The 25,849-nt window shown below is 45.5% G+C and carries 22 protein-coding genes; 9 read left to right on the forward strand and 13 right to left on the reverse strand.

Annotated elements, in window-relative coordinates; genetic code table 11:
- Positions 1 to 3 precede the first annotated feature (3 nt).
- The gene (locus LGT40_RS05975) at positions 4 to 441 is read left to right on the forward strand and encodes a Z-ring associated ZapG family protein (protein ID WP_226069988.1); all 438 of its coding nucleotides are present in this window, start codon (positions 4 to 6) and stop codon (positions 439 to 441) included.
- On the opposite strand, the gene recD is transcribed toward LGT40_RS05975, so the two are convergent.
- The 6 genes from recD to LGT40_RS06005 form a co-directional block, all read right to left on the reverse strand.
- A complete protein-coding gene (gene recD / locus LGT40_RS05980) occupies positions 438 to 2,186 on the reverse strand; it encodes an exodeoxyribonuclease V subunit alpha (protein WP_226069987.1) in 1,749 nt (582 codons plus the stop codon). The two genes, LGT40_RS05975 and recD, sit on opposite strands and share 4 nt — an antisense overlap.
- Positions 2,183 to 5,662, reverse strand: a complete 3,480-nt coding sequence (gene recB / locus LGT40_RS05985; RefSeq protein WP_226069986.1) for an exodeoxyribonuclease V subunit beta — start codon at positions 5,660 to 5,662, stop codon at positions 2,183 to 2,185. Before recB ends, recD begins: the two co-directional genes overlap by 4 nt.
- Positions 5,659 to 8,859: an exodeoxyribonuclease V subunit gamma gene (recC, locus tag LGT40_RS05990; protein ID WP_226069985.1), complete on the reverse strand. Its 3,201-nt coding sequence runs from the start codon at positions 8,857 to 8,859 to the stop codon at positions 5,659 to 5,661. Before recC ends, recB begins: the two co-directional genes overlap by 4 nt.
- A gap of 75 nt (positions 8,860 to 8,934) precedes the next feature.
- Positions 8,935 to 9,735 carry a class D beta-lactamase gene (blaOXA, locus tag LGT40_RS05995; protein WP_226069984.1) on the reverse strand — a complete coding sequence of 267 codons (801 nt, stop codon included), beginning with the start codon at positions 9,733 to 9,735 and terminating at the stop codon, positions 8,935 to 8,937.
- A 78-nt stretch (positions 9,736 to 9,813) separates the two neighbouring features.
- Entirely contained in the window at positions 9,814 to 10,104 is a 291-nt protein-coding gene (locus tag LGT40_RS06000) for a DUF5640 domain-containing protein (protein WP_226069983.1), read from the reverse strand.
- 11 nt (positions 10,105 to 10,115) lie between these two features.
- Positions 10,116 to 10,898 carry a hypothetical protein gene (locus LGT40_RS06005; RefSeq protein ID WP_226069982.1) on the reverse strand — a complete coding sequence of 261 codons (783 nt, stop codon included), beginning with the start codon at positions 10,896 to 10,898 and terminating at the stop codon, positions 10,116 to 10,118.
- A 200-nt stretch (positions 10,899 to 11,098) separates the two neighbouring features.
- Here LGT40_RS06005 and LGT40_RS06010 point away from each other — a divergent pair, with 200 nt between their 5' ends.
- From LGT40_RS06010 to LGT40_RS06030, 5 genes are all read left to right on the forward strand, one after another.
- Positions 11,099 to 11,893, forward strand: coding sequence for a metallophosphoesterase family protein (locus LGT40_RS06010; RefSeq protein ID WP_226069981.1), 795 nt, complete (start codon positions 11,099 to 11,101; stop codon positions 11,891 to 11,893).
- Between the two features lie 40 nt (positions 11,894 to 11,933).
- A complete protein-coding gene (locus LGT40_RS06015) occupies positions 11,934 to 12,074 on the forward strand; it encodes a hypothetical protein (protein ID WP_226069980.1) in 141 nt (46 codons plus the stop codon).
- A 15-nt stretch (positions 12,075 to 12,089) separates the two neighbouring features.
- Entirely contained in the window at positions 12,090 to 12,545 is a 456-nt protein-coding gene (locus LGT40_RS06020; RefSeq protein WP_226069979.1) for a DUF4112 domain-containing protein, read from the forward strand.
- 91 nt (positions 12,546 to 12,636) lie between these two features.
- A complete protein-coding gene (locus LGT40_RS06025; RefSeq protein ID WP_226069978.1) occupies positions 12,637 to 13,404 on the forward strand; it encodes a type 1 glutamine amidotransferase domain-containing protein in 768 nt (255 codons plus the stop codon).
- Between the two features lie 107 nt (positions 13,405 to 13,511).
- Entirely contained in the window at positions 13,512 to 14,498 is a 987-nt protein-coding gene (locus LGT40_RS06030) for an alpha/beta fold hydrolase (RefSeq protein ID WP_226069977.1), read from the forward strand.
- Positions 14,499 to 14,567: 69 nt separating this feature from the next.
- Here LGT40_RS06030 and LGT40_RS06035 read toward each other — a convergent pair whose 3' ends face one another.
- Positions 14,568 to 15,110, reverse strand: coding sequence for a cytochrome b (locus LGT40_RS06035; protein WP_226069976.1), 543 nt, complete (start codon positions 15,108 to 15,110; stop codon positions 14,568 to 14,570).
- A gap of 29 nt (positions 15,111 to 15,139) precedes the next feature.
- Entirely contained in the window at positions 15,140 to 15,712 is a 573-nt protein-coding gene (locus LGT40_RS06040; protein ID WP_226069975.1) for a hypothetical protein, read from the reverse strand.
- A 434-nt stretch (positions 15,713 to 16,146) separates the two neighbouring features.
- On the opposite strand from LGT40_RS06040, the gene LGT40_RS06045 reads away from it, so the two are divergent.
- Genes LGT40_RS06045 through LGT40_RS06055 form a run of 3 tightly spaced genes read left to right on the forward strand, consistent with a single transcriptional unit; the run spans position 16,147 to position 18,538 of the window.
- A complete protein-coding gene (locus LGT40_RS06045; RefSeq protein WP_226069973.1) occupies positions 16,147 to 16,920 on the forward strand; it encodes a 5-oxoprolinase subunit PxpA in 774 nt (257 codons plus the stop codon).
- Positions 16,920 to 17,612, forward strand: coding sequence for a 5-oxoprolinase subunit PxpB (gene pxpB, locus LGT40_RS06050; protein WP_226069972.1), 693 nt, complete (start codon positions 16,920 to 16,922; stop codon positions 17,610 to 17,612). Before LGT40_RS06045 ends, pxpB begins: the two co-directional genes overlap by 1 nt.
- Positions 17,609 to 18,538, forward strand: coding sequence for a 5-oxoprolinase subunit C family protein (locus tag LGT40_RS06055; RefSeq protein ID WP_226069971.1), 930 nt, complete (start codon positions 17,609 to 17,611; stop codon positions 18,536 to 18,538). The genes pxpB and LGT40_RS06055 overlap by 4 nt, the downstream gene beginning before the upstream one ends.
- Positions 18,539 to 18,610: 72 nt before the next feature.
- Here LGT40_RS06055 and LGT40_RS06060 read toward each other — a convergent pair whose 3' ends face one another.
- From LGT40_RS06060 to LGT40_RS06080, 5 genes are all read right to left on the reverse strand, one after another.
- The gene (locus tag LGT40_RS06060) at positions 18,611 to 19,186 is read right to left on the reverse strand and encodes an antibiotic biosynthesis monooxygenase (RefSeq protein WP_226069969.1); all 576 of its coding nucleotides are present in this window, start codon (positions 19,184 to 19,186) and stop codon (positions 18,611 to 18,613) included.
- A gap of 211 nt (positions 19,187 to 19,397) precedes the next feature.
- Positions 19,398 to 20,864, reverse strand: coding sequence for a hypothetical protein (locus LGT40_RS06065; RefSeq protein ID WP_226069968.1), 1,467 nt, complete (start codon positions 20,862 to 20,864; stop codon positions 19,398 to 19,400).
- Between the two features lie 152 nt (positions 20,865 to 21,016).
- On the reverse strand, positions 21,017 to 21,721 hold the full coding sequence (locus LGT40_RS06070; RefSeq protein WP_226069966.1) for an NYN domain-containing protein: 705 nt from the start codon (positions 21,719 to 21,721) through the stop codon (positions 21,017 to 21,019).
- 170 nt (positions 21,722 to 21,891) lie between these two features.
- Entirely contained in the window at positions 21,892 to 23,658 is a 1,767-nt protein-coding gene (locus LGT40_RS06075; protein ID WP_226069965.1) for a UvrD-helicase domain-containing protein, read from the reverse strand.
- Entirely contained in the window at positions 23,655 to 25,661 is a 2,007-nt protein-coding gene (locus tag LGT40_RS06080) for an ATP-dependent nuclease (RefSeq protein ID WP_226069964.1), read from the reverse strand. Before LGT40_RS06080 ends, LGT40_RS06075 begins: the two co-directional genes overlap by 4 nt.
- Between the last annotated feature and the right edge of the window lie 188 nt (positions 25,662 to 25,849).

Raw genomic sequence — 25,849 nt, forward strand, 5'->3', positions numbered from 1 at the left:
GTCATGACATCAATTGAAATATGGGCCATTGGAATTGTTGCAGTAGTTATTGCAGGGATTTTGGGATTTCTATTGGGTCGGCGGCAACCCGTGGGCAGCCCGGAACAACTGAAACAACTCACTCAAGCGCATGAGCGTCAATTAGCGCAAACTCAAGCGGAGTTAGATGCCTACCGTGAAGAAGTGCATAGCTTTCACGAGAAAACAGCGAACCTGTTTGTTTCCATGGCAGCACCTTACAAAGAAATGTTTGATCATCTGACAGAAGGTTATGACAAACTCGGCAACTTCACTGAACGCAAGGTATTACCTGACCGTGCCGGTGCTTTGCTCGATGGTCCGGAGGCAAATAAACATATTCCACCTGAGCTGACAGAAGATTTAAAACCGAATCCAGATTACGTAAGGGCGAATCCAACGGCGGTACAAAAAGATTACTAAACGTTTCCAGCGTTATGTAATAGCTTCGACAAACCACTTTCCCGTTGATGTCGACGCTGGACCGCCTGCTGTAAAATTGCTGGCGTCGATAATATCTGTACCGTTTGCCGAGCTCTGGTCAGAGCGGTATAGATCAGCTCTCGGCTCAATACAGCTGAATCCTCTTCTGGTAACAACAAGGCGATGTGCTCAAACTCTGATCCCTGGCTTTTATGTACGGTCATCGCAAACACCGTCTCATGTGCCGGTAATCGGCTCAGCGGCAGCCAGCGTAATTCACCACCAAACAGAAAACAAGCCTGCAGCTCACCATCCGCATTAGGTAACACCATACCAATATCACCATTGAACAGATTTTGCCGATAATGATTCTGGGTAATCATAATCGGACGTCCGTAATAATAGGGCTGGGCGGTTCGCCATCCTCGTTTTGCCAGCAAATGCATCATCATTTGATTGACCGAGTACACAGACTGGGCGCCGTTTTTGACCGCACATAACATCCGAAACTGTTCAAACGCCTGTATACAGCTCTCAGCATTGGCCCGCTTCTCAACTGCGTGAATATAAGCCTGATATCCTTGCAACAACTGGTTATGAATATGGTCGGGGGATGGAGCTCGTAAAGCCGAAACAGCTTGATTGTTTAATAACTGCCCGACTTCATCTGCATCACCCTGATTAACCGCCGTGGCCAGCAGACCAACCTGCCCTCCCGCAGCAAACCGATAACTGTGCTGCAATTTGACCAGACTATCCTGTAGCGGATTTGCTCCATGGGTAGCGGGCAAATCAATATCGCTGATTTGTTTTACCCAGGATCTGAATTCAGCTGAAAAGTCTGGCTGATCAGCACATAAATTGGCCAGGACGGCTCCTGATTCAACGGAGGCCAATTGATCGCTATCGCCCAATAAAATCAATCGGGCATGCAGTGGTAGGGCTTTTAGCGTAATCGCCATCAGATTAATATCAATCATTGACGCTTCATCGACGATCAACACATCCACGGGTAAGGGCCGATCAACGGAATAACGTCCCTGATCAAATCGTGCACTGATTCCCAGTAACCGATGCAGCGTTTTCGCGACAAACTGCTCACCGGTATGTTGACTGATGGCCTGCTGTAACCGGGCTGCAGCTTTACCTGTCGGTGCCGCCAGCGCGATACGTGGTGACGATTCCAGCAACTGCAAACATTGCAATACTTTTAGAACCACAGTGGTTTTGCCTGTGCCCGGACCACCGGAAATCACACAAAACTGATGCCGTAATGCACTTAAGACCGCGACTTTTTGCCAGTCAATATCAGGGAGATCATTTTGCCATTCCGCCATAAAGTTTTTCAGGGAGGCGTTATCAGGCAATACATCGCTGACATTGAGACGTTGTAGTATGGCCTGGGCAACCTGCTGTTCTGACTGCCAGTAACGATATAAATACAGCAAGCCATCAGCTGTCAAAATCAATGGCTTAAACTCACCGGGCTGACCAACGACATCACTGCTATGCAAGCTACTGCGCCAGCTGGAAGCCTCCGGTAAAACACTTTGAATTGACGGATTCGGCGAGTTGAATTGATAGAGATTCAAACAGACATGACCTTCACTGATGGTTTCACTGAGAAGGCCCGCAGTCAGCGTCACCAGGGGAGCTTCTGTCTGTTGTTGGCGGCCGATATAGGCGGCAAATTGATAGGCCAGCTCTGAAAAACCCGCTTCTCGCAGCAGATTCAACGGCTTCATACGTCACCTGCCATTAAGCGATCCAGTGCAGCCAGTAATGATCGATCTACGCGATCAAAATACACACCGGTTTGTGACCACTCCGGATGCATGCCGCGTAAAAACAGATAATAAACACCACCAAAATGTTGTTCCGGATCATAGTCCGGTAACCGCTGTTGCAGGTGTCGATGCAGTGCCAGACTGTAAATCAGATACTGTAATGGATAGCTATGACCCAGCATGGCATTTTGTAATGCCTCTCCTTGATACTGCTCCGCTGCTGTCCCCAGATAATTTGATTTGTAATCGGCAATATAAAAACGGCCATCATATTCAAACACCAGATCGATAAAGCCCTTCATAAAACCTGTTAGATCCTGAAAATACAGATCATTCGCCAGTTTATGCCATACCGAATCATCAGCAGTTTGTTGCAAGATATTTTTCAATGCCGCCATATTCAAACCCGCTACCGGGAAATAAAAGGCCATTTCATTAATGCGTTGGCTTGCGGGTAAATCAGATAATCGTAAATGACTTAGTGCATCTAATGGTGTATTCAGTATTTCCTGTAACCATTGGCTGACCACGTCCAACCATTTTGCATCCAGCCCGAATTGCGGTAGTAATCGCTCAACAGTTTGGGCGATTTGTTGTGGCCCTGCCGAGTCAAACTCAATATTTTCCAGACACTTATGCAGAAAATTACCGGCCTGTCGGCCACGTTCAAAGGCAAACCTATCCATAACATGTCGTTTCACATGAGCTTCACTCACCGTGGTCACAGGCTCGGCATCATAGTCAGGTTGTTCGGAGACATGACCACGACTTAACAGCGAAAAACTCCCAATACGCCAGGGCTTATGAATAACAGCATTGAACATTCTTGGTTGATAGGTCGACGTATTGGATTGCTCACCTTGATAGATAACGGGTGCTTCAGCCACATAATCCGAGACTGCGATATTGCCAGCACTGTGAATGGAAAGTTGCTGTAAATCCTCACGCATATCCAGGGTATTTTCGGGATGTAACAACTGATACAACGCGGACTGCTGGATCTCTTTAACATTTCCCCAAACGATGACACAGCGTTCTCTGGCCCGGGTCAAGGCGACATATAACAAACGAAGGGCTTCTGCCTGTTGCTCTTCTTCAGCCACTTGCAGCGCTTCTGATAATAATGGCTCTGCCAATGCCACACTGGGTTGATAGTGGTTTTGCGGATCATGAAACTCCACAATATCGACTTTGTTTTTGGTTATTCTGCTGGTCCAGTTGAACGGGCAAAACACAACCGGATATTCAAGACCCTTACTGGAATGTATAGTCATGATCTTGACCAGCGCCGCATCACTTTCCAGCCTCAGCTGTGCGGTTTCATCTTCGGCAGCACTGGCTTCCTGTTGTCTGGCAAACCACTGGCTCACCGCTTCAATATGATGATTCTGCCTGGCAGATTCGGCCTGGATCAACTCGGCCAAATGCAGAAAGTTGGTCAGTTGTCGCTCACCATCGACTTGTGCCAATAGTCGCTGTAGCCCTTCATCCCACTGCAATAAAGAGCGAAACATTGCCATAAAACCTGACTGTTGCCAGCGTTGTTGTAGCAGTTGCAGTTGATCCATCAAACCATTCCAGCGCACTTCATCCTGCTGAATGGCAAAAAGCGCAGCGGCAGAATATTGGAATAATGGCCCGGCCAGTAAGGTGCTAAGACGCTGCTGATGGTCTGGCTGAGCCAGGGCCAGCAACAGACAATAAATATCGGCGGCCTGTTTAGAGGCAAATACATTTTCCTTGCCTTGCTGCACACTATTAATGCCCCGCAACCGTAAAGCCTGCTGAATTAACTGAGCTTGTCGGTGATTAGGCACTAACACGGCAATATCCCCGCCAGTGACAGGACGGGATTGATGCGAAGATTCATCCAGCAATCGTGCTTTATTTTGTGCCGCGAGATTCAATAAATGCGCTATTTGGTTAGTGGTGACTTCGACAGAAATCGCCGCCATAGCTTCTTTGGTCAAGGGTTTATCGTTGTCTACATAACAGAACTGCAAAGCCGCTTGCTCGCCTTCATCCACCTGCAAAGCCGGTTGCTCATTGCGTGAGGCATCCACTTCAACAAACGGGATCTGTTGATAGATAAAAGGTGCTGGCTTTTGCATAAACAGACGATTGACGGCTTCCACCAGCGAGATATGAGACCGCCAATTCTTGCCTAATGTGTAGGTTTGCTGCGCAGCTTGTTTGGCCTGCAAATAGGTGAAAATATCGGCTCCCCGAAAGCTGTAAATCGCCTGTTTCGGATCGCCGACAAAAAATACCGGCAAACCACTGTCTGCAAACACCCGGCGAAAATTATCGTATTGCACCGGATCGGTGTCCTGAAACTCATCGATTAATGCGGCTTTGAATTGTTCGCGCAGCCGGCTAACCAACCACTCACCTTGTGGACCTTGTAAAGCCTGCGACAGATTAATCAGTAAATCATCATAAGACTGCACCTGTTGCTGTATTTTCTGTTGTGGCAACTGTTCACGGATAAAACTCAGCAACTGTAATCGCAGACGTTGCAAAGCCAGTGCATTTTGATTTTGATAATCACAAAAGGCCTGATAAAAATCTTCACAGGCCTGCCAGAACTCGGGGTAAGGCAAATCCTGCCCCGCCACCAGGGCATCCTGCAATCGTTCCATGGTAAAGCGATCAAATTGCTCGAACACGGTAGAAGGCAACCCACTCTCACTGAGCAGGTTTTCCAACATGCCCACCCAGGAGGCCACCCAATCTGCGCGGTATTTTTTACCGCTGAGGATTTTTTTATTATTCAACATCGCAATATAGTCATCACGATGCTGTTGCCATAGTTGTTGTATATTTTCAAAAAGTTGGCTCGCAGCCTGTTTGGCTTTGAGAGTATCCACTTCGGGCAATGGCTGGATCTGCAGATACGGTTTTCCCACCAGCTGCCGAATGGATTGTAGTAGTGCTTCGGGGGTTTGTTTTTTTGCAAGTAAAAATGCACTGAAATCGTTGTCAGATTGCACCACCACTCTGCGCCAGAAGTCATCTGTCACCGACAGTAATAACTCACGATCATCGCCAATCAAATCCATCTCAAATGGACTGCCGGATTCAAATGCAAAGTCTTTCAAAACCTGCTGACAAAAGCTGTGGATGGTATAAATCGCCGCTTCATCAAAACTCTGAATCGCCAGATCCAGGCGTTTGAGATCCTCAGTACGCTGTGGCTGTTTATCCAGAATCAGCTTACGTTCTTCACTGAGTTTTTTACGTAAGCGATCGCGTAATTCCTGAGTTGCGGCCCGGGTATATGTCACCACCAGAATCTCATCAACATTGAGCTGATGCTCCAAGATCAATCGCAGATATAAGCCCGCCAGCGTAAAGGTTTTACCGGTGCCGGCACTCGCTTCAATCAGATTAACGTCATGTAACGGAGTGGTTTCGAGATCAAACTGTTTCATAGTTTGTCTCCCTCCATGGCATCCCAGACAGGTTGATAAATACGCAAACTTAAACGTTGGAATTCATCGGTTAACGGTGACTGCGTAAATAATAATTGATGATAGGGATCGGCATCCTCACCTGCAGTAAACCCGGACGTCCAGGCCTTGAAGGCTTCTTTTTCCGGATCAGCTTTACCGGCATTCAATTCAGCTGAAGCATAAGCCAGGCTGGTTTTCGGTAAAAACGGCACAGGTTGATGTATGCCCTGCCAGTAGATGGCCAATAAATCTGCCAGATATTGTTCTGGCTGCTCCACGGGCTGCAGCAAAACATAGTTGTCTTCACATTGCAGTTGGCTTTGTAATGCCACGCCTTGCGGTCTGAGACAATTGAGCACCAAATGCGAACACCACACTCCCAGCAAATCTTTGGCTTTCATTTTGGCCAGTCGATAATGTAAAAGTCCAGCTGTGGAGAGGCCTTCAAGTTGGCCTATAAGCGTAAAGTCCTCACAATCAAACTCAAATGCCAGTGGTGCCAACGGCTCAGCCGTTCTTAATGGCTGGAGTCTTTCAGTAAACGCATCGACGGTTTCCAGCTGCTGTTCGAATAACAGCTCACCAAAATGGCCGTGCGGTAATATGCCGCTGGCATTTATAACCGGCTGGATCTGTTCCTGCTGCATTTTTGCTAAACGACCATCCAGCATCTGCTGGCGTATTGACCAGGCCTCAAGCCCGTCCAGCACAAAAGGTTCGCGGATCTCCAGTGTGGCATCATCACTTTCATAAAATATGCCTAAGCGTTGTTGTGCCAAATACTTTGCCGGATGACTGAAAAACTGTATTAACTGCTTGAGGCTGACAAACCGCCAGCTTTCATCGGCTTCAGGCAATGTCGTATCAAACCAGTTCTCGCGGTCAACCTGCTTTTGCGGAGGCGGACAGGCTTCAGCGTTAAAACTGAAAAGTGCACTATCCTGTCCGGAAAAATATCGTGTGCTGAAAGCCTGCAAGGGATGCTGGGTAAGTAACTGCTCCCAGATCTCACCACCCTCAATAGTCTGAAAACGGCGACTTAACACATCGGCAAAATCACTGACCAACACCGACGGTGGTATCAGCGAATTATCATGAATGCTGGCCCCCACATAACTGATATACAAATGCCGGTTAGCTGACAGAATAGCTTCCAGAAACAGATAACGATCATCATCACGTCTTGAACGGTCACCCGGTCGATAATCACTGGAAAGCAGATCAAATCCGGGTTTAGGCTGGCGCCGCGGATAACTGTTGTCATTCATACCAATCAGGCAGACCACATCAAACGGAATACTGCGCATTGGCACCATGTCACAGAAAGTAAGACCTCGTCCCATAAACTGGTGCTCGGCCCCCGGCAGTTCGATATGCAAACTCAACCAGTCACGCACTAAATCAATGGATAAGGTCTGTACAAAATCCACTTGCAAAGCAGCTTCGGTTAATGAATTGATGCCCTTTAACACTGCATCAAGCTGTAACTGTTCGTTTTCATCACCTATGCTGAATAACCGGCGTAGCCAATCAGTCAACACCATTTGCCAATCGATGGGATTACGAGGTCTGTTAAGCACGTCACGCAGCTGCCCCAGCTGCTCGATAAAGCTATTTAGCTGTGCCATGAGTTGAGCCCGATCACCGGAAATACCACTGACAGGAAGTTGATGGTTAAACAACTGCCATTGATCACGTTCCGCTGGAGGCAGTGCATATCCCAGCAATAATCGATCAAGACCAGCTCGCCAGGTGTTGGCATCCAAAGGCGCAAGGCCCAGCTTTTGTTTATCGTGAGCGTCTAATCCCCAGCGAATATGGGTTTCTCGTAGCCAATCACGAATCACATCCAATGAAGTGTGATCCAGGTTGAACTGACGTTGAATCGCCGGACATTCCAGCAAACGCATAATGGTTTCAGCATCAAACCGGGATTGAGGCAATGCCAGTAAATCTGTAAATGCCGAAATCAGCGTTTGCTGTTGTGCATCACCGCGATTGGCAATGCTGAAAGGAATATATCGCTCAACCGGCTGACTGCTGAATACGGCGTCTATCGCAGGCGCGTATTTTTCAATATCCGGAGTCATCACTACCACATCGGTAGGCGATAACTCGGGATATTTTTCAAACAGGTTGAGTAATTGATCGTGTAGGACTTCTGCTTCACGCAGAGCACTGTGACAGCTGTGAACCTGAACTGAATCATCATCGGTCGAGACCGTCAGCTTCTCATTATCGGTATCGAGTTGATAAATATCCTGTTTCAACTGGCTGAGTAAATCGTTGGCCTCGGGCTCAAGATAAAACATTTCGGCTTCATGAGGCATCGCCTGTAGCTGTTCAAAAAAGGTTTGACCAAGCTTTCCCAGACTAGCCAGTAACGGGTGCCCGTTAGTCGTGAATTCATTTTCGTCATCAAATAACAAACGTTGTTTTGCCTGAGATTTCTGATTAACCAGATCTCCCCAATACCCCTCACTGGGTGACAGAAAATAAATTGAAATCTCGGTAAACTCAGCAATTTGTGCCAGCAAATCCAGATAAACAGGTGGCATCGCTGTGAGTCCAAAGACAGCGATTCGAGGCGGTAAGATGGAGGTTGGAAACTCTTTGTTTTTGAAGGCTTTTTGCATCTTCTGCAGTAAACGCGCCCGATGCATCGGTTCAGGGTCAGCCTGCGTAAGCAATTGCCATAAAGCACCTTGCCAATTGCCCGCTTTCCCTGATTCCCATTGCGCGATCCAATCCGGGCGATACATCAGATACTGGTCAAAACTATCGGCAATCCGTTGTGCCAGATCCAGCATTTTACGTGAGTCATCAGTCTCACCAAGGTAGCGACCGATCGCTTCAAACTCGGGCTGTTTTTTGATCGTTGGCAACAATTCGAAAATTTTCAGACTCATTGCATCAGTCGAATAAGGTGACTCACGCGGGATATCCGGCCAGACCTTGCGAAATAACTTCCACAACCAGGCCGATGGAAATGGAAACTCAAGATGTGCTGCGATCGATTGGTTGGAAGCGAGGAAGAGATTAAGCCAGCGCGCCAACTCATTACTCTGCACCATTATCGTTTCAGCCTGTAATGGTGGTAAAGGATTCTGTTGTTGGGTTTCAGCCAGATGTGCGGCCAGCTGCGACATCGAATTGCTGTAGATCACTTTCAGCATGGCATCCTACCCAAAGTTAAAAACCCCATTATCCTCGAATCCAGATCATTCATCGAATCACGTTTAAATTTATATTTATTCAGCAGGGAGTGCATCAATGGATTGCAGAACCTTGCGAGTAATCGCTTCGCGTTTAGGTAAGTCCTTAAGCCGGTTTGGGGTACCGATATTCAAGGCAAAAAATACGGGCCCCGTAGGCCATTCAACCCAGCCAACCCACCAGCCAATCTGTCCTTCCCATCCGCTTTTGGCCCGAAGTATCCACTCTTTTCCGGCTTCGACAATCATTATATCTTTCACCAAAAGCTGATCCGCTTTATCAAACGGCAACTCATTAAAATAAAGACGTTGCAGAAAACGGATCTGCTCCTGCGCGGTAATTCGCAAGTTGCCATCTATCCAGTAAGTGCTGGTATTACCCGTGGGATCTGCATTGCCATAGTTGATTTTGGTCAGATATTCACGGGCTTGATCCAATCCAATCTGCTGAGCAAATATCTCATAAACCCATACCGCGGAATTTCGCATGGAAGATCGCAAATCCTGATCCTGATTATGCATGGCAAAGGCTCGTTTCACGCCATCCCAGGGAAATATTTGAAATTCATCTTTTACGACACCCGCATCCAATGCAAACAAAGCATGAGGGATTTTAAAAGTGGACGCCGGAGGCAACCGCTTTTGTGAACGAATTTCATTCAGCACCATCAGCTTTGCATCATCATGTCGTTTATCCAACACCACTATGGTGCCTTGTGCAGCTTCATTATCAAAAATCACCTGCCAGTCAGAACGCGCTTCACTATTCAATTGAGCAAAAGCGTTGCTCGCGCTGAAAAGAATAAAACCAAGCAAACCCACCACAGGGATATTCATAAAAAACTCCATTGATGTTTAACTATAAAAAAGGCGCCTAAGCGCCTTTTTTATGTAGGTCATAGTAAATTACAAAACTTATTCCTGCTTGATCAAATAAACATCTTTCAACCCTTTAGGTGACAGTGAACCATCATCATTCACCACCAGCACCTCTTCACTCTCTTCGCTCAAATCAATGAGTATCTGATCACCCTCCAGTTGATAGTCATATTCCTGCATCTGACCTTGTTCTCGAATCTTCACTTTGCCGTTCGGTTCGAAAACATAGTGATAGATGCCATTTGCATCGGCATAGGTGCCATCCAGACCGGAGCCGCATGCCGTCAACCACACTGCTAACAAACTGATGATTACTATTTTTTTCATCGGAGTCGTCCTTATAAAGTTGGTTTGGTACTGCTGCCCAAACGGGCTTCAGTGGCTTCTTGTTGCAATTTATCAACCCATTCCATTGATTTAAGATTGGCTTTTACCCAGGTCGGCGCATCGATCATGGTGGCAGTCACTCTGGTAGCCGGAGCGTCAGGCTGAAGCATGCCCATGTCATACACTAGATAACCTGCACAATCGTCAACACTGGTGAGTTTGGTATTTTGAAAACGGTCCAGAAAATAGCGCTTGCCACCGGATAAAAATATGCTTCCCATGATCTGATCAATGTTCGGTGACAAAACCAGATTGTTGGCTGCATAACAATTCTGTTTGCCCTCCTCTATCCACCAGACCAGACGACCATTGATAGTCTGGGGTTCGCCATATTTCTCATTCAGGGCGGACATATACTGCCCTATGGTGGTCGGATTATTAAGGGTCTTAATAGTGCGTGTGATTGCAACCACCCGCTGCTCTTCCGGAGGTGAATTGAACACCACCACAAAACTGTCCTGATCGCGGCCCTTTTCACCTCGCACTTCCTTACCGGCTGTCACGCTATGCAAAAAAGACTCGGTATCATGAAGCTCAGCCCCATCGAAATACTGAAAATACTGATGTTTTTGTTGAACACTTTCCGGGATAACGCCATGAGCCAGTAAGGTTTCCTCCACTTCTTCAACCGTCATCCCCAGTTTCAATCCGACGATATCAAATTCATCAGCCAATAGCGGCGTCATCAAAGTAAAACCCAAAAAGCCCAATATAACTCTGGTAAGCTTGTTCATTATTCCCCCTCCTTGCAATTCTCAGTGAATGAACAGAAATCATATTTAAGGGATTATTCGAGAAAAGACAAGCACTTAAATCACTTTTAAAAGAGGCGTTGCTTTACATTAAGGTTAAAATAGCGGGAACTCAGGAGAATGATGAATATGAGACATAATGAAATGTCTTAACTGTATTCAACACTATTAAGAGGTGGTGCATGAAACGGATTTTACATATCTCAGATCTGCATTTTGGGCGTTTAATACCCGAAGTCGCTGATGCACTAAAACAAAAAATAATTGCGTTGAATCCTGAGCTGATTGTGATCAGCGGTGACCTGACACAGCGGGCAAAAACCAGTGAATTTATTCAGGCCGCAAATTTTCTGAATGATCTGCCCTCGCCGTACTTAATTATCCCCGGCAACCATGATTTAAGTACTTTTCGTCTGCATGAGCGCTTTCTCTATCCCTGGAAAAAATGGCAGCGCTTTATTGCCGCCGATCTGGAGCCTGCAACTGAAACCGCAGCTTATAAAGTCATCGGTATTAATACCGCCAGACGAATCGGCCATTCATCGGACTGGTCAAGAGGCCGTATTGATGCCAGTCAAATCAAACGTGTTCAGGACTTTTTTGCCTCAGCATCTGCTCAGCAAATCCGGATATTAGTTGCCCACCATCCTTTCTGGCTGCCCACCGGTCATGAACACCGGGGTTTGATTGGCGGCGCAGATCCGGCCATCGAAAAATTTCAGGATAATGGGCCGGACATCATTCTCAGTGGTCACGTACATCTGGATTACTGTCATGTTCATGGCGGCATTATTGTTTCACATGCTGGCACCACAACTTCCGATCGATTATTGGAGGGTTATCCCAACAGCTTCAATATGCTTGAGGTTCAACCGGAGCATATTCTGATTTCGCGTTATCACTGGTCAAAGGGCGAATTTGCTTATCTCACCAAGCAATCTTTTATAAAACAGTCTGATGGCTGGTACGAGCAGTAACCTGTGCATCACTCTGACAGACATAAAGCAGCTGAATAAGATGATTCTCGAATTAGTCGAGGTTAAAGTACACTCACGAAAAAGGTGGTTAACTGTGGCACTGGATGATGGGGAGGTGAAACGTCAATCGCCTTTGTGTTATCCGTTTTATCAACAAGGCTTACGTGGTGACCCCATTTGAAAAGGAAATCGAGTCATGAAAACAAAAAGTCGCTTTATTGAACGGTTGAGTTGGTTTCTCGATGAGAGCATTACTCTACCGGGTGGTTATAAAATCGGTCTGGATGGTTTTATCGGCTTGATTCCTGGGGTGGGTGATTTTATTGGCGGTTTGCTCTCCAGTGTCATTATCTACAAAGCGCATCAAATAGGTGTGCCACGGATGGTTTTAGGCAGAATGATCATTAACATGATTATAGACACCGTTCTGGGTGCTATCCCCATCGCCGGTGATGCATTTGATTTTATCTGGAAAGCCAATAAACGTAACGCCGTATTGCTGGAAACCTACCAGCAACAACCACAGCAGGTTTATCGCAAATCGCTGATCCAGAATATTATCTTTATCGCCGTTTTATTGGGCATTCTGGTGCTAATGATTGCGTTAATCAGCTGGGTTATCGGTTTAGTCATCACCGCAATAAACAGTTAATTGGCTATTTCAAAATTATTCAAGGTATAACAGGCGGTCATACCAGTAACCATCTATGTGGTGGACTACTCCTCACCGAAGAGGAAACATTATGCTCAAACTCACTTTAAAACGTTTCAGCTTGCTCGTGTTGATAGGAATCATGCCCTTCAGCGCCTACGCCAGCGAAAATGTCTTAATCGTGGTGACCAGTCATGGCTATATTGGTGAGGATGAAGCCAATAATGATGGAGAAACCGGCTACTTTCTCTCTGAAGTTAGTCATCCCTATTACGAGTTCAAAGCCGCCGGCTTTGATATTGATATCGCCAGTCCAAAAGGTGGTCTGCCACCGATGGATCCGGGCAGCTATAAACTGTCAGATGATGACAACAATCGTTTTATGAGCACAGGCGAAGACTGGCAGAAAATGGAAGCAACCTTATTGCTAAGAGATATTCAGGCAAAAGACTACAGTGCTATTGTGTTTGCCGGTGGTCATGGCACGATGTGGGATTTTCCAGATAATGCCGACATACAGCGGCTCGCCAAAGAAATTTATGAAAGCAATGGCGTCGTTGCGGCTGTTTGTCATGGCCCGGCCGCTCTGATCAACGTAACACTGTCGGATGGCAGCTACCTGGTTGCTAACCGTACTGTCAGCGCCTTTACCAATTTCGAAGAGCGTATTGTCAGACGCTTTGATGATATGCCCTTTTTACTTGAACATCGTCTGGCACAACGTGGCGCCGAGATTAATAAGTCCTGGCTGCCATTCATGGAACAAGTCAGTGTGGATGAGCGACTGGTAACCGGACAAAATCCAAACTCTGCACGCGCCATGGGTAGCCAGGTTGTGCAGCTATTACAGAATCGCTAGAACTGTTCGCTTACACTCCATCACGCCCGTCCTGCGGGCGTTTTTATTTGTGGTGAACTTCATTCAGTTTGAATGGACTGACTGAATAGTATTGACGGAGAAATTTTATGTCGCGTTTGTTGTATCTGGTTTTTGCGCTTTTTGCCCTGCCCGTTTTCGCCTCTGAAAAGCATTACGGTCCACGTCTGGAAGGCTTTGACTACCCGTTTGCTGTTCACACTTTTCAGCTTGACTCACAAGGCCAGTCTCTAGAAATGGCCTACATGGATATTCAACCTGAAACGGCTAATGGCCAAACGATCGTGCTGCTGCATGGTAAAAACTTCTGCGCTGCCACCTGGGAAAGCACTATTCAGTTTTTAACAGATAACGGTTATCGGGTTATCGCGCCCGATCAAATCGGATTTTGCAAATCCAGCAAACCGGCACATTATCAATTCAGTTTTCATCAATTATCTGCCAACACCTCAGCGCTACTGAAGCAATTAGCGATTGATCGTTACACCGTGATGGGACATTCAATGGGTGGCATGTTGGCAACTCGGCATGCCTTACTTAATCCTGACAGGGTTCAACAGCTGGTGCTGGTCAATCCAATAGGACTGGAAGATTGGCTGGCCAAGGGTGTGCCCTATCAACAAATTGATGACTGGTATCAAAATGCCTTGAAAACCAATGCAGAGGGCATTCGTCAATATCAGCAAAACACCTATTATGCAGGCACTTGGCAAGCCGAATATGATCATTGGGTAGAGATGCAGGCCGGCATGTTCCGTGGCCCGGGAAAAGAAATTGTCGCCTGGAACTCAGCCCTGACTTACGACATGATTCTGACGCAGCCGGTGGTGTATGAATTTAAAAATCTACAGGTGCCAACTTTATTACTGATAGGTGAACAAGATAATACGGCTGTCGGGAAAAAACTGGCACCGAAAGACAAACAATCCGAGCTGGGTAATTACTCCAAAATCAGTCGCGATGTTGCTGAGCAAATTCCCCATGCCAAGCTGGTGACCTTTGAAGATTTAGGTCACTCTCCGCAAATCCAGGCACCTGAACGTTTTCACCGTGCGCTGATTGAGCATTTGCAATAATCTTGAAGCATCCGTGTTCATAAAAAAAGGGCCGTTAAACGGCCCTTTCTTTACTGATTAAACTACGTTTTACCAACGCATCATCCGTCTGACAATCCCGTCATTACGATAGGAATGGTAAATCGCCCCGCTGACATGCACGGCGACTAATGCCAATAGAATCCATGCGGAGTAAGTATGCAACTCACCCCAGAATTCATTCATATCTTCGTTGGCTTCAGCAATGCGTGGCAGAGTAAAAGACCACCACACCACGGTATCCCAACGCGTATGGGCCGATGACAGATAACCCGAGATACACACAAAAAAGATCAGTCCGTAAATGGCAATGTGCGCCAGAATGGCTGATTTATGCATCCATGGTGTCATGTCCTGTTCAGAAGGCGGTGCAGGCGGATATTTAAATCGCATGTACAACATAATGAGCAGCAGTACCACGAGGGTCAGCCCGATATTTTTGTGTAATTGAAATGGGAAAGCCCGGAATTGAAGTTCCTCAGATGGTAAAGGTAACCCCATCATCCACCAGCTTGATATGAAGAGAAAAAATATTGAAACGGCCAGTAACCAGTGAAGGACCACAACCGCTCTGTTAAAACCTTGTCTTTGCATAATATCTTCCAATTAATTATTTGTGAGAATTAGGCAACGTCGCGATGAATGCGTGCCGCTTCAGTATGTCGACCAGCGAGGGCGCCGACCAGTAACATCAAATGCAGTAAAAACCACAGCAGGATGCTCCACAGATACATAGCTCGCAAGATGGGTCCAGCATTCACGACGGTGGCAAATTGCAGTAAATCGACTATCGCCAATCCAGCAAATACCACTATAGCGGCCGTAGAAGACCAGGAAGTGTAATTCACCAGTGCACCACCGATAATCACTGACGCAAACGCCAGAATTGTGCCGATAGTGGCCAGCGTCATCATCGCTTCCGGGAATCCCTCAGGAGTAGCTTGTACAACCCCTTCAACGTAATCGACAAGAAATTCACACTGCGCCAGTGTAATGCCTTCTTCATCAAGCTCACCTAACGGACAATCTGCCGCAGGCATTTCGCCCGAAGCCGGCATATTGGAAGTGATTACTGATTGTTTCATGAGCTCTGTACCATGCATGGCTGTCAGAAAAACACCCAGCATGATTGCCACCACACCAAGAATACTGGCCCAGTTAGGCGTAGAGCTATTATTAAGATCATTGGATACCATAAGCACCTGCCCTAAATTTTTATAAATTGATTATTATCGAACAAAAAACGGTACCGTCTGGATGACGTTTACCACTCTCTCCTTGTGGCCTTGCAGTGTTTTCATAACCATCACTTTAGTGACGATGAAATCTCCACATGACCGGTAAACGTTTGACAACTCAAGCACATCGGTCACTTTCGTTCAGACTTTTCTCTCGCTTTTTACCGATGCCAGGGCTAGTTGATCTTGCATAGCCCCACTGTTGTGTCTGAGTCTGCCAAACGAATAAGACCTGTGACACGCAGGGTTTTTATAAGTTCATATCACAGGAATTACGCCCATTAATAATAAAAACAACTATTAAACTAACTCAACTATTAAGACAAATTTCTGTCCCTAAAATAAGTGTGTATCCTTTCACTGTTACTAATCGTACTGAATCAGTTTGAATCATGAAGCAAAGCCAGATCCCAATAAAAAAACTGCTACTGAACTGTGATATGGGCGAAAGTCTCGGACCATGGTCTATGGGGATGGATGAGCAAGTGATGCCCCTGGTGGATATGGCCAATATCGCCTGTGGCTTTCATGCTTCCGATCCGCTGACCATGACACGCACGGTATTACTGGCAAAACAATTCGGCACGCAGATTGGTGCGCACCCCAGCTATCCTGATTTAATCGGCTTTGGTCGTCGCAGCATGCAATGCACCCCACTGGAAATTACCGCTATGGTGCAATATCAAATCGGTGCGTTGGATGGCATCTGCCGGGCGCATGACACGGGTGTTACTTATGTCAAACCCCATGGTGCGCTGTATAACGACATGATGCAGGACCACGATATTCTGCGCGCTATACTGGAGGCTATTGCTTCCTACGATAATAAGCTGCCGTTAATGGTTCTGGCCTCCACTGATAATCATAAAACCGCGTCGATCGCTGCCGAATTTGGCGTCAATTTGTTATTCGAAGCATATGCTGATCGGGCTTATGAGAATAACGGTTTGCTACGTCCGCGCACTCAACAAGGTGCGGTATTCCATTCGGAACAGCAAATCCTTGAACAAGCCTTATTGCTGGCCACTGAAGGTAGCGTCATCAGCCACGATGGTCAGCGATTAACACTTGATGCCGATACATTATGTGTACATGGCGATAATGCAGAATCGGTTAAGGCTGTTCAACATATCCGCAACGCGCTCAACAAACTCTACCAATCGTAATGAAACCGCAATGGCAAATTGAACATGCAGGACCAGATGCCGTTTTAATCCGGTTTGGTGAACAAATAAACACCGATCTCGTCCCCGTTATTCGTGCAGCAACCAAACGGCTGCAAAAAGAATTACAGGAAGAAATTCGTGGGCTGGTGCCAAGTTATACCACCCTCATGCTTTGCTATGATCCGCGTAAAAACGACTTCCCCGCCATTCAGGATAAAATCCAGCAGCAGCTTGCCAAGCTGGATGTCAGTCAAAGCGAAATGGGCAAACTGATCGAAATTCCGGTGTGGTATGACCCGGCTGTCGGTCCCGATTTACAGCATGTCGCCGACTTTCATCAAATCAGTATCGATGACGTCATTCGACGTCACAGTGACACTATTTATCATATCTTTGCCATTGGCTTTGCGCCGGGATTTGCCTATATGGGCAATGTCTCAAATCAACTTGCGACACCAAGATTACAAACACCACGACCTCATGTTGCAGCCGGCTCTGTGGCCATCGCCGATCAGCAAACAGCGGTTTATCCTGTCAGTACACCCGGTGGCTGGAATATTCTGGGCCGCACCACAATGAAAATGTTTGATCGGCAAAACCCCAAACTTTGTCCGGTTCGCCCTGGCGATAGAGTGAAATTTGTCCCGGTCAGCAAAGACGAATTTCTGTTGGCAGGAGGCCAGCTCGAATGACGCAGTCGGGATTGAAAGTGATCAAACCCGGTGTGTTAACACTGGTTCAGGATCTGGGGCGTTTTGCCTATCAACATATTGGTCTTTCACCCGGCGGTGCTGCCGATGAGCATGCGTTTTTATGGGCAAACCGCTTACTCAGTAATCGGCCTAACAGTCCTGCGCTGGAAATATGTTTTGGCGGCTTACAACTCGAAGCATTCGCCAAAACCAATATCGCCATCACCGGCGCAGAGATGAATGCCACCCTCAATGAGCGTCCCATTAAAAACTGGCAAACGCATACTCTCAACGTCGGTGATAAGCTGAAATTTGCCCATGCGACCTCCGGAATACGCAGCTATCTGGCGATTCAGGACGGCTTTCAGTTGCAGCCCAGCTTTGGGTCCGTCGCGACGGTGATGCGTGAAAAAATGGGCGGACTGGATGGTGACGGCAGTCCATTGAAAGCTGGTGACTTTTTACCCTGCACAGAACATAAACCTAAATTAACTACACATGTCCCGCCGCTATTTATCCCGGATTATCAGCAACCATTAATTCTGAGCGTGATTCCCAGTGAACAGACGGATCAAGTTGACGCAGCCGAACTGGAAAAGCTGTATCACTGGACCTACCGTATTTCGCCACAAAGCGATCGCATGGGGATTCGGCTGGAAGGTGAACCAATCAGGCCTAAATTGAACGGTATTATTTCTGAAGGGATCGCCTATGGCACCATCCAACTACCACCAGATGGGCAACCCATCATCCTGCTGAAAGATCGCCAGACCATGGGCGGCTACCCTAAACTGGGCACGCTGTTTGTGCTCGATGCATTTCTACTCTCTCAACAACAAGCTCATACCGAAGTCAGATTTACACAGATGTCGTTAGAAGAAGCTCAGGAAAAACTGCGTTATTTCTATCGCTTTTTTGGGGCGTAGTGATTAACAAAGCAGATACCAGAAAAATGACGTTGCTGGCACGTTGTTGCAAATTCACAAAGTTACTTTTACCTAACAGCCGCGAAACAGCCAGGCATGAATCAACTTGGTATAGCGTGGCATCACCACATAAACCATCAGCAAGACTGCAATACCGGTGATAATCAAGGTATCCAGATAATGATTGTCAGGCAGTCCCAATTTGTGAAGTGGCAGAAGTAAAAACGGCAATATCAACACCAATGGGTAAATAGCTGACCAGGTGACCAGCGCCTGTTTCCAGCGAATGGGAACCTTGGTATTCGCCTGCTCCGGGGTAAACCAGAAATCCAGCCCGCTATTAATATAAAAATCGTCGCCTTTCACCAGCAACGGTGAAACCTGAGCTATCAACTCACTGCGTTTGGCCGATTCCATCCAGCCACGTAAATGTGACTGCGTATCAAAACGGATAATAATCGTATAGGTTTCGGTTAATCCCGCGATGGGCCGGATAACGTTTAAATCCAGATGCCCCGGCGAACTCTTACAATGCGGCGCAATTTCATTTAACCATTCTTCGTATTCGGCATGTTTGTCCTTATTAACCTGATGAGTAATTACTGCTGTCGCACCATGGGTTAACGGATCCACACGATTTTGTTGCATAACCTTTTCCTAAAATACAAAGTGGTTGGATAAATGTTTGACCAACAAAATATCAAGTCATGCGGTTTTTATAAAATCTTATCGTAGAGAGCCAAATGATTTAGGGCCAGTGCAAACATGTTGAGTGTTTACACTGGCCCTAAATATTCAGCTGATGTAGGTCGAACGCTAAGTCGTAATAGACCTAATGATTAGTTCGTCCTCAGGACGATTAGCCCAACAGACGTGCCCGACCAGCCCACAGTCCAAAAAGACCGAAAGCAAACAGCGGTAATGCTGCTGGTAACGGTACTGCACTTGGATTCATAAACTGACTGGCAAGCGCTTCGGTAGAGAAAGAGCCATCCGTGCCAAATGTCCATGATGAGAAGTTTGTGAATTTTCCTGAGAACAGCTCATCACCAGCGATACCGAAGGACATGTAAATCAACGCATCGGTCATATCAAATGACAAAATATCAGCCAGCGAAAAATCATTAAAGAAAACACTGTTCTCACCCCGGCCGCCGTCAAAAATGCCAGTACTTAACATGTTAGAGGTCAACCCATCGACAACCAACATATCATCACCAGCACCAAAGATAACATCGCCGATAATCTCGCTGTTTCCAGACAGTAGCAAGCTACTGTCACCCTGATTTGGAGCAAACTGAATGGCAGTGCCTGAACGGCCAACCAGAGTGCCACTGTTTTCAATAGTGATCTGAGATGTGCTGGCACCATCTGTACCAATTGCATGAACGCCTTCGATATAACCTTCATTGATAATGGTCAGCGGACCCGCTTCACGGACTTCACCTACTGATGGCTCATACAGTGAGTCTACGTCGATGCCGTTACCGCCTTCCAATGGGTCACTCAAAGAACCTGTAGAGACAATGGCGCCTGTTGCATGGTTGTGCACTTTACCTTCATCGATGTCGATACCGTCATCAGAACCGATGATCACACCGTAGTTATTGGCTTCACCGCTGGCAAATTGCACACCGTCTTCATCGTCAGTCGCACCAGCATTGGTCCAGGTCTTCGTATCGGCATCCCAGGACAAGCCATTCAAACCAATGGTGCCGTGGTTTTCAAGAGTGAAATCTTCACGCGCTTCAATAACTTCTTCACCGCCGCGTAATGTTCCATGGTTAATCACGGTAGTACCTGGGCCACGGCTTTGAATGGCACGACCATCAGCACTTTCGATCAGGCCATAATTGGTAATATTAGCGTTTTCAAGTGCGAAATCGTTATCCAATCTCACCGCTTGATTTTCAGCAGAGATAACGCCGGTTTCACGATTAATCAGCGTGAAATTATCCGCATCGTCCTGCAGACGAATACCGCGGTCACCGCCACTAATTGTGCCAGAGTTGTCGATGGTCAGGTTGACACCCTTGCCACGGATCGCATCATCATCGCCACTTTCAATCAGACCCTGATTGTTCAGTGATTGGTTTGAACCTTCCAATTGCACTGGACGACCGCTTGCACGGACAATCTCAGCACCGCTTTGAACAGTCACTGACAGATTGTCTCTATCATCATCAATATTGCCACTATCAGTCGGGGTGCAGATCAGCGTGGGAGAATCGATAGTGCCACCAGGAATACAAGTTGCTGCCATTGTTGGCGCGTTATACAGAGCCGCCAGCATGGAAACGAAAACCAATTTATGTGTGTTTTTCACGTAACCTCCAAGTCAGATATGAACATCGGACTTGAAGATAGTGTTTTATTGTGACAAATCCATGAATTTTAAAATTAATGTGAACTAAGGCACATACACAAAATTGGAAAACTGATATTGGCCTGGTTAGCCAGCCCTTTGCGCTCATCAATTTATTTATTTCGTACATTGCGTACTAAAAACGAATTACCGGGGCCACGTTTTAGCTCAAATAAATCAATGGCTTTAAACAGGCTGCTGAGATTTTTAAAACCATAATTTCGAGTATCAAACGAGGTCTTATTCGAGATATTTGCTCCAACAGGCCCAAGTGCCGCCCAGCCGTCTTCGTCTTCGGTTGCCTCAATCGCTTGCCGCAGCAAATGAATCAGTTTGGTATCGGATTTTATATTTTTGGGTTTAACCGCTGTTTTAGTGATTTCTTTTTCCTCATCCAGAAAAAGAAACTTAGAGCACGCATTAACAAATGCCGACGGTGTTTTCCGCTCACCAAAGCCCAATACCACCTTGCCTTCAGCTAAGGCTCTGGTCACCATCGGCGTAAAATCACAATCCGATGACACAAAACACATCACATCAATCTGCTTGGTATACATCACATCCATTGCATCAATCACCAAAGCGATATCTGACGCATTTTTACCTTTGGTTAAATCATATTGCTGGATGGGTTGAATGGCATATTCATGCAACAGATCTTCCCAGGCCTTTAGCGTAGGCGACTTCCAATTGCCATAGGCTTTACGAATGGTTACCACACCATAGTTTGCGACTTCGCTCAGGACATCTTCAAACTTACTTGCGGGCGCATTATCCGCATCAATAAATAACGCGATTTTCTGTTTTAATTCATCCATGTTTGCACCTCAAGCCAGTATAGATTTGTTGATGGTTAGCTTTCTATTAATACCCGTTTTTATGTCGAATTTATCACTGATAGCCTTATGATCTTCATTTGGATCTCGCCCTTTCGATTCAAAAGTAAATCAAGTTGACTACCTCATAATCCAGTCCACTTCTGAGGCTACTAAAGGACTAGCGGGTTCCCAAAAATATTATCTTTACCAAAAATCTGTTCAAGTGCCAAAATTGCCTCTAGGGATAACTTTTGGGTGAAAAGTAAGGTGAGGTTGTGCTTTGCACGGGAGCAACTTACGTAAAATAAATTTCGATTTCGCTCAAAGGTATCTTGCTTATCAATTGGATAAGAGCCATACATCCACTCCAACATTTGATTCCAGTTATATTGGTTCCAACCTCGGCCAAAGATTACAAGCACATTATCAAACTGAGCACCTTTTACACCATGCTTTGTTGAAAATGGGGTCTTATCTTCAATATAGGCACCCAGACCGGAAATTTCTTGATAAGTTATAGAGCGAAACTGACTAATCTTGCGAACAAACTTCGCCTCATCTTCTTCCAACTCACTGAGTGACTTTGACGCTAAGCTTTTGAATTTTATTTCTGAATCTTCTATTTTCGACGGAATTCTTGGTGTTTTTGTCTCAGTCAAAAGATCCAGCATATCGCCAATAGTTCCATGAGCCTTAACTTGGAGAGCTTTATCAATGTTTTTAAGCCAATTCGTTTTATCAGATTGACGCTTTAATTGAGGATGATTCTGCGCCTTAATTTGCAGCAACTCGCCATACTGTTTATGCTCATAGGCATATAGGGTAGGTTCGACAACCTCAAGAAAGAACTTTATATATTTGTCATTCTTTTTTAAGTAATCGTCCGTGTAAGAAAAGCAGTCTGCTAAATTTTTAAAATTCTGCTCACTGGCGATAAAGTTATTGGTTAAAAACAGAATTTTTGTCTTTTCGGAAGACAAGTCCCAACCATCTGCAACCATCAGTGATTTCGTCTTTAAGATATAATCCTTTACGTCAGATTCTGGAAGGTCATCTTTCCAATGCCCACCACCCTTACCATCTCTTCTAACACCATCCCAATCATTGGAATGAAAAATCTTTATGACCCCCACTGAGTTTGGATTCGATTCAGCCTGCGGGAGCTCTGGTCGCATTCTGTTCAGACATTCCACTATGTTTTTATCCGATCGAAAATTCGCCTTTTTTCCTATTTCTACTATTCTTCCTTTGGCACTGGAAATCAAACCGCAAGCAGAAGTACCGTATATTTTTTGCCAATGGTCACCAAAAAGACCAACAATAACACCAGATTCGTTATCTATAAGATTGCCAACAATGCTGTCGGCCAGCATGCGATCAGTGTCCTGATATTCGTCGATAAACACTATAGGGAATTTACTTCTTAGCAGTTTTTGAAATTTTGGATAAGAAAGCATGCGAGCCATCAATAAAACTACATCATCATGATGCAAAGTGATTTCTCTTTCGTTAATCGAAGGAAATCCCAGTTCGTATTTAACGCTTTGCACGTTAATACCAGGAGAATCCGCTATTCTTTGCACCCACTTTTCACCTAGCTCAGGGATATGCTCTCGCAACTTAACTTGATAAGTTTGTAAAATGTTCCAACAAAAAGCGTGGATGGTATCGGAGAAGATAACCGGGTGGTGGTCTGTTCGATCTTTGATTTCGTTTTTTGCTACGTTGGTGTATGTGATACAGGCAATTTGCTGGCGATTATTTAACAATGTATCGGCTTGGCGTGAGATCAGATATCTAATAGATTCTATTAATGAATAGGTTTTGCCAGCACCCGCACCTGCTTCCAAGCGAAAGCACAAATTGTTATCGATACAATGCCTGATTTGTTCAAGGGCCTCGATAGAAGCCTGTTCAGCCGGCCCTACACTCATCATATTTGCTCGCCCTCGGAATTGCCTGAAACATCTTTATCTAACCATTTCAGTCCCTCACGAATATACTTAGGGACCACCCATTCTGTCTGGTCAATTGAATATTTAATTGCAAAGTTTGCCTTCCCATCTTTAGCTTCCTTTTCCGCTAATTTGATAGCCTTTTCTTCCATTTCTAAAGTGGTGACCCCAGTTAGGTTAAATTTGGCCTGATTTGCAAATACAAAAGCGTCTTCAAAGCTTCTACCACAACAGGTATGTCCTTCTTCAGGAACCTGATAGGTAATTCGACGACTTCCAGACAACTTTTCAGCATCTGTCTTATCCTTCAACTTCTTGAACAAAATATCTCTGCTCCGATCGAACCATCTGTTTATTCCTGGATTAGACGATCGAAGAGCTTGCGTTGATGGGCATGCTACATAAGATGTCCGCTTTCCATTTTTGACGGGTCTGGTTCCATCAATATCAGTAATAACAAGAGTTTTTAACTCGAGAAAATCCAGAAATTTGTAGAAATGATGAGCATAGGCTCCTCCCACCTCGACTACCGACATATATTTCCGGCGTAGATTGCACTGTTCAGTGTCATCAATCTTCTTGATCATCTCTGGCAAAAGTATTCGTTCGGTGGCCCCTTCAATTAAAATCGCTCTATCCGCAAAATAAAGGTCACATTTTGTGAGCGTTAAATACTTGTGCAGAAATTCCTTATCTGCCCTTGACTCTTCACTACAAAACGCTTCCGCCAAGTCTTTAACTTTGGTTTGCTTACCACTTTTGGAAAGAAAATAACGCACTTTGCTAAAGTCAGCCTCGTTAGCGATATGTGACGAGTGGGTACTAACAACAAATTGTACAGGCCATACATTTCCATCATTCAGCTGCTTTTGAAACTCTTTAACTATTTCCTCTAGCTGCCGAATGAATACTTCCTGCATTTGAGGATGTAGATGTGCTTCAGGCTCTTCAATAAAAATTAAATGACCTTTGGGAGGCGTAATTTGCGACTGAAATTCTCTAAAATATTCATAGATTCTGAAGAGAATGAATATCAAATTACGGATACCCAGACCGTTGTAGGTTTCGGGCAAAGAAAAATGATCCTCTCCTTCATAAAATACCCTAGTATTACTTTCTAACAGAGACTTTACATTCAATTCGGTGGCAGCACTTAAGTTGGGATCTTGCAGCCCCGGATAACCGAAAATATTAAGTGTCGGCAAAAGTGCTTTAACTTTCTCTTGAAAGTCAGTATCTACTTTTTCCTGGAGTGCCTCGACTACCTTATTGATCTCTTCAGATTTCGCTTTGAATGCCTCAGGCGCACCAGGACTGTTAGCGCTTTTGAAGATATTTCCTAAAGACTTCCCAAGTACATCTCGTTCATTGTGAGTTTCGTCATCGAGCCCTCTCTGCGCATTGATCAAGCCTGACAGGATTAGCCGTTTAAATGATGCAAATTCTAGCCTAACTTTATTCTCGTGGTTAGTCGGCTCAATTGCATATATCACAGGCTCATAATGCTGATTTATCGATCCTTTAAGATCTGAGTAATAATTCTTTCGATTGGCAAGATCAAGCGGATGAAAAAAATCTTTAACCTTACCGTCCTTCAACTGGTAGGAAACCAACACACAGGTCTCAAAGAGCGTATCGTCGAGATCGATGATAAAGTCGCCCAAAACTCCGAAGTCGTTTTCATTGTCCTTATAGTCAAGGCTAAGCTCTAATACTATCGTCGGCATTAAAGAACGAACTTCTTGATCTTCAGCAGAACTCTTGAAAGCTTTCAGAGCTTCTTCAAATTCTTTAAGACATGATTGATTAAAATCCTCATACCGGACTTTCGTGCCTGCTGGATTCAAGAAGCTTCGGAAAATTTCTGCAAATGAGGTCTTTCCTGTGTTGTTGCGCCCGACAATCAAGGTTGTTCTATCATCCAACGTCAGATTAACGTCCTTGAGCAATCGATAATTTTTTATTCGGATTTTTTTAATCTTCATAATTCTTCCGTGTGCCAAAGCAAAAATATCAAAAAATCAGCTAACACTATTTCATTTATTCAATCCATTGCGTGCTGTGACTTGAATATTCGGGTTCTACCCCGATTTTGCGGACACTTCAAAGAAGCCTGATAATGGGCAAAAGGAGTGTTTATGTCGAAGAGAAGAAAGTACAGTACTGAGTTCAA

This window comes from Methylophaga pinxianii, from assembly GCF_020447225.1.
Taxonomy (GTDB): Bacteria; Pseudomonadota; Gammaproteobacteria; order Nitrosococcales; family Methylophagaceae; genus Methylophaga; species Methylophaga pinxianii.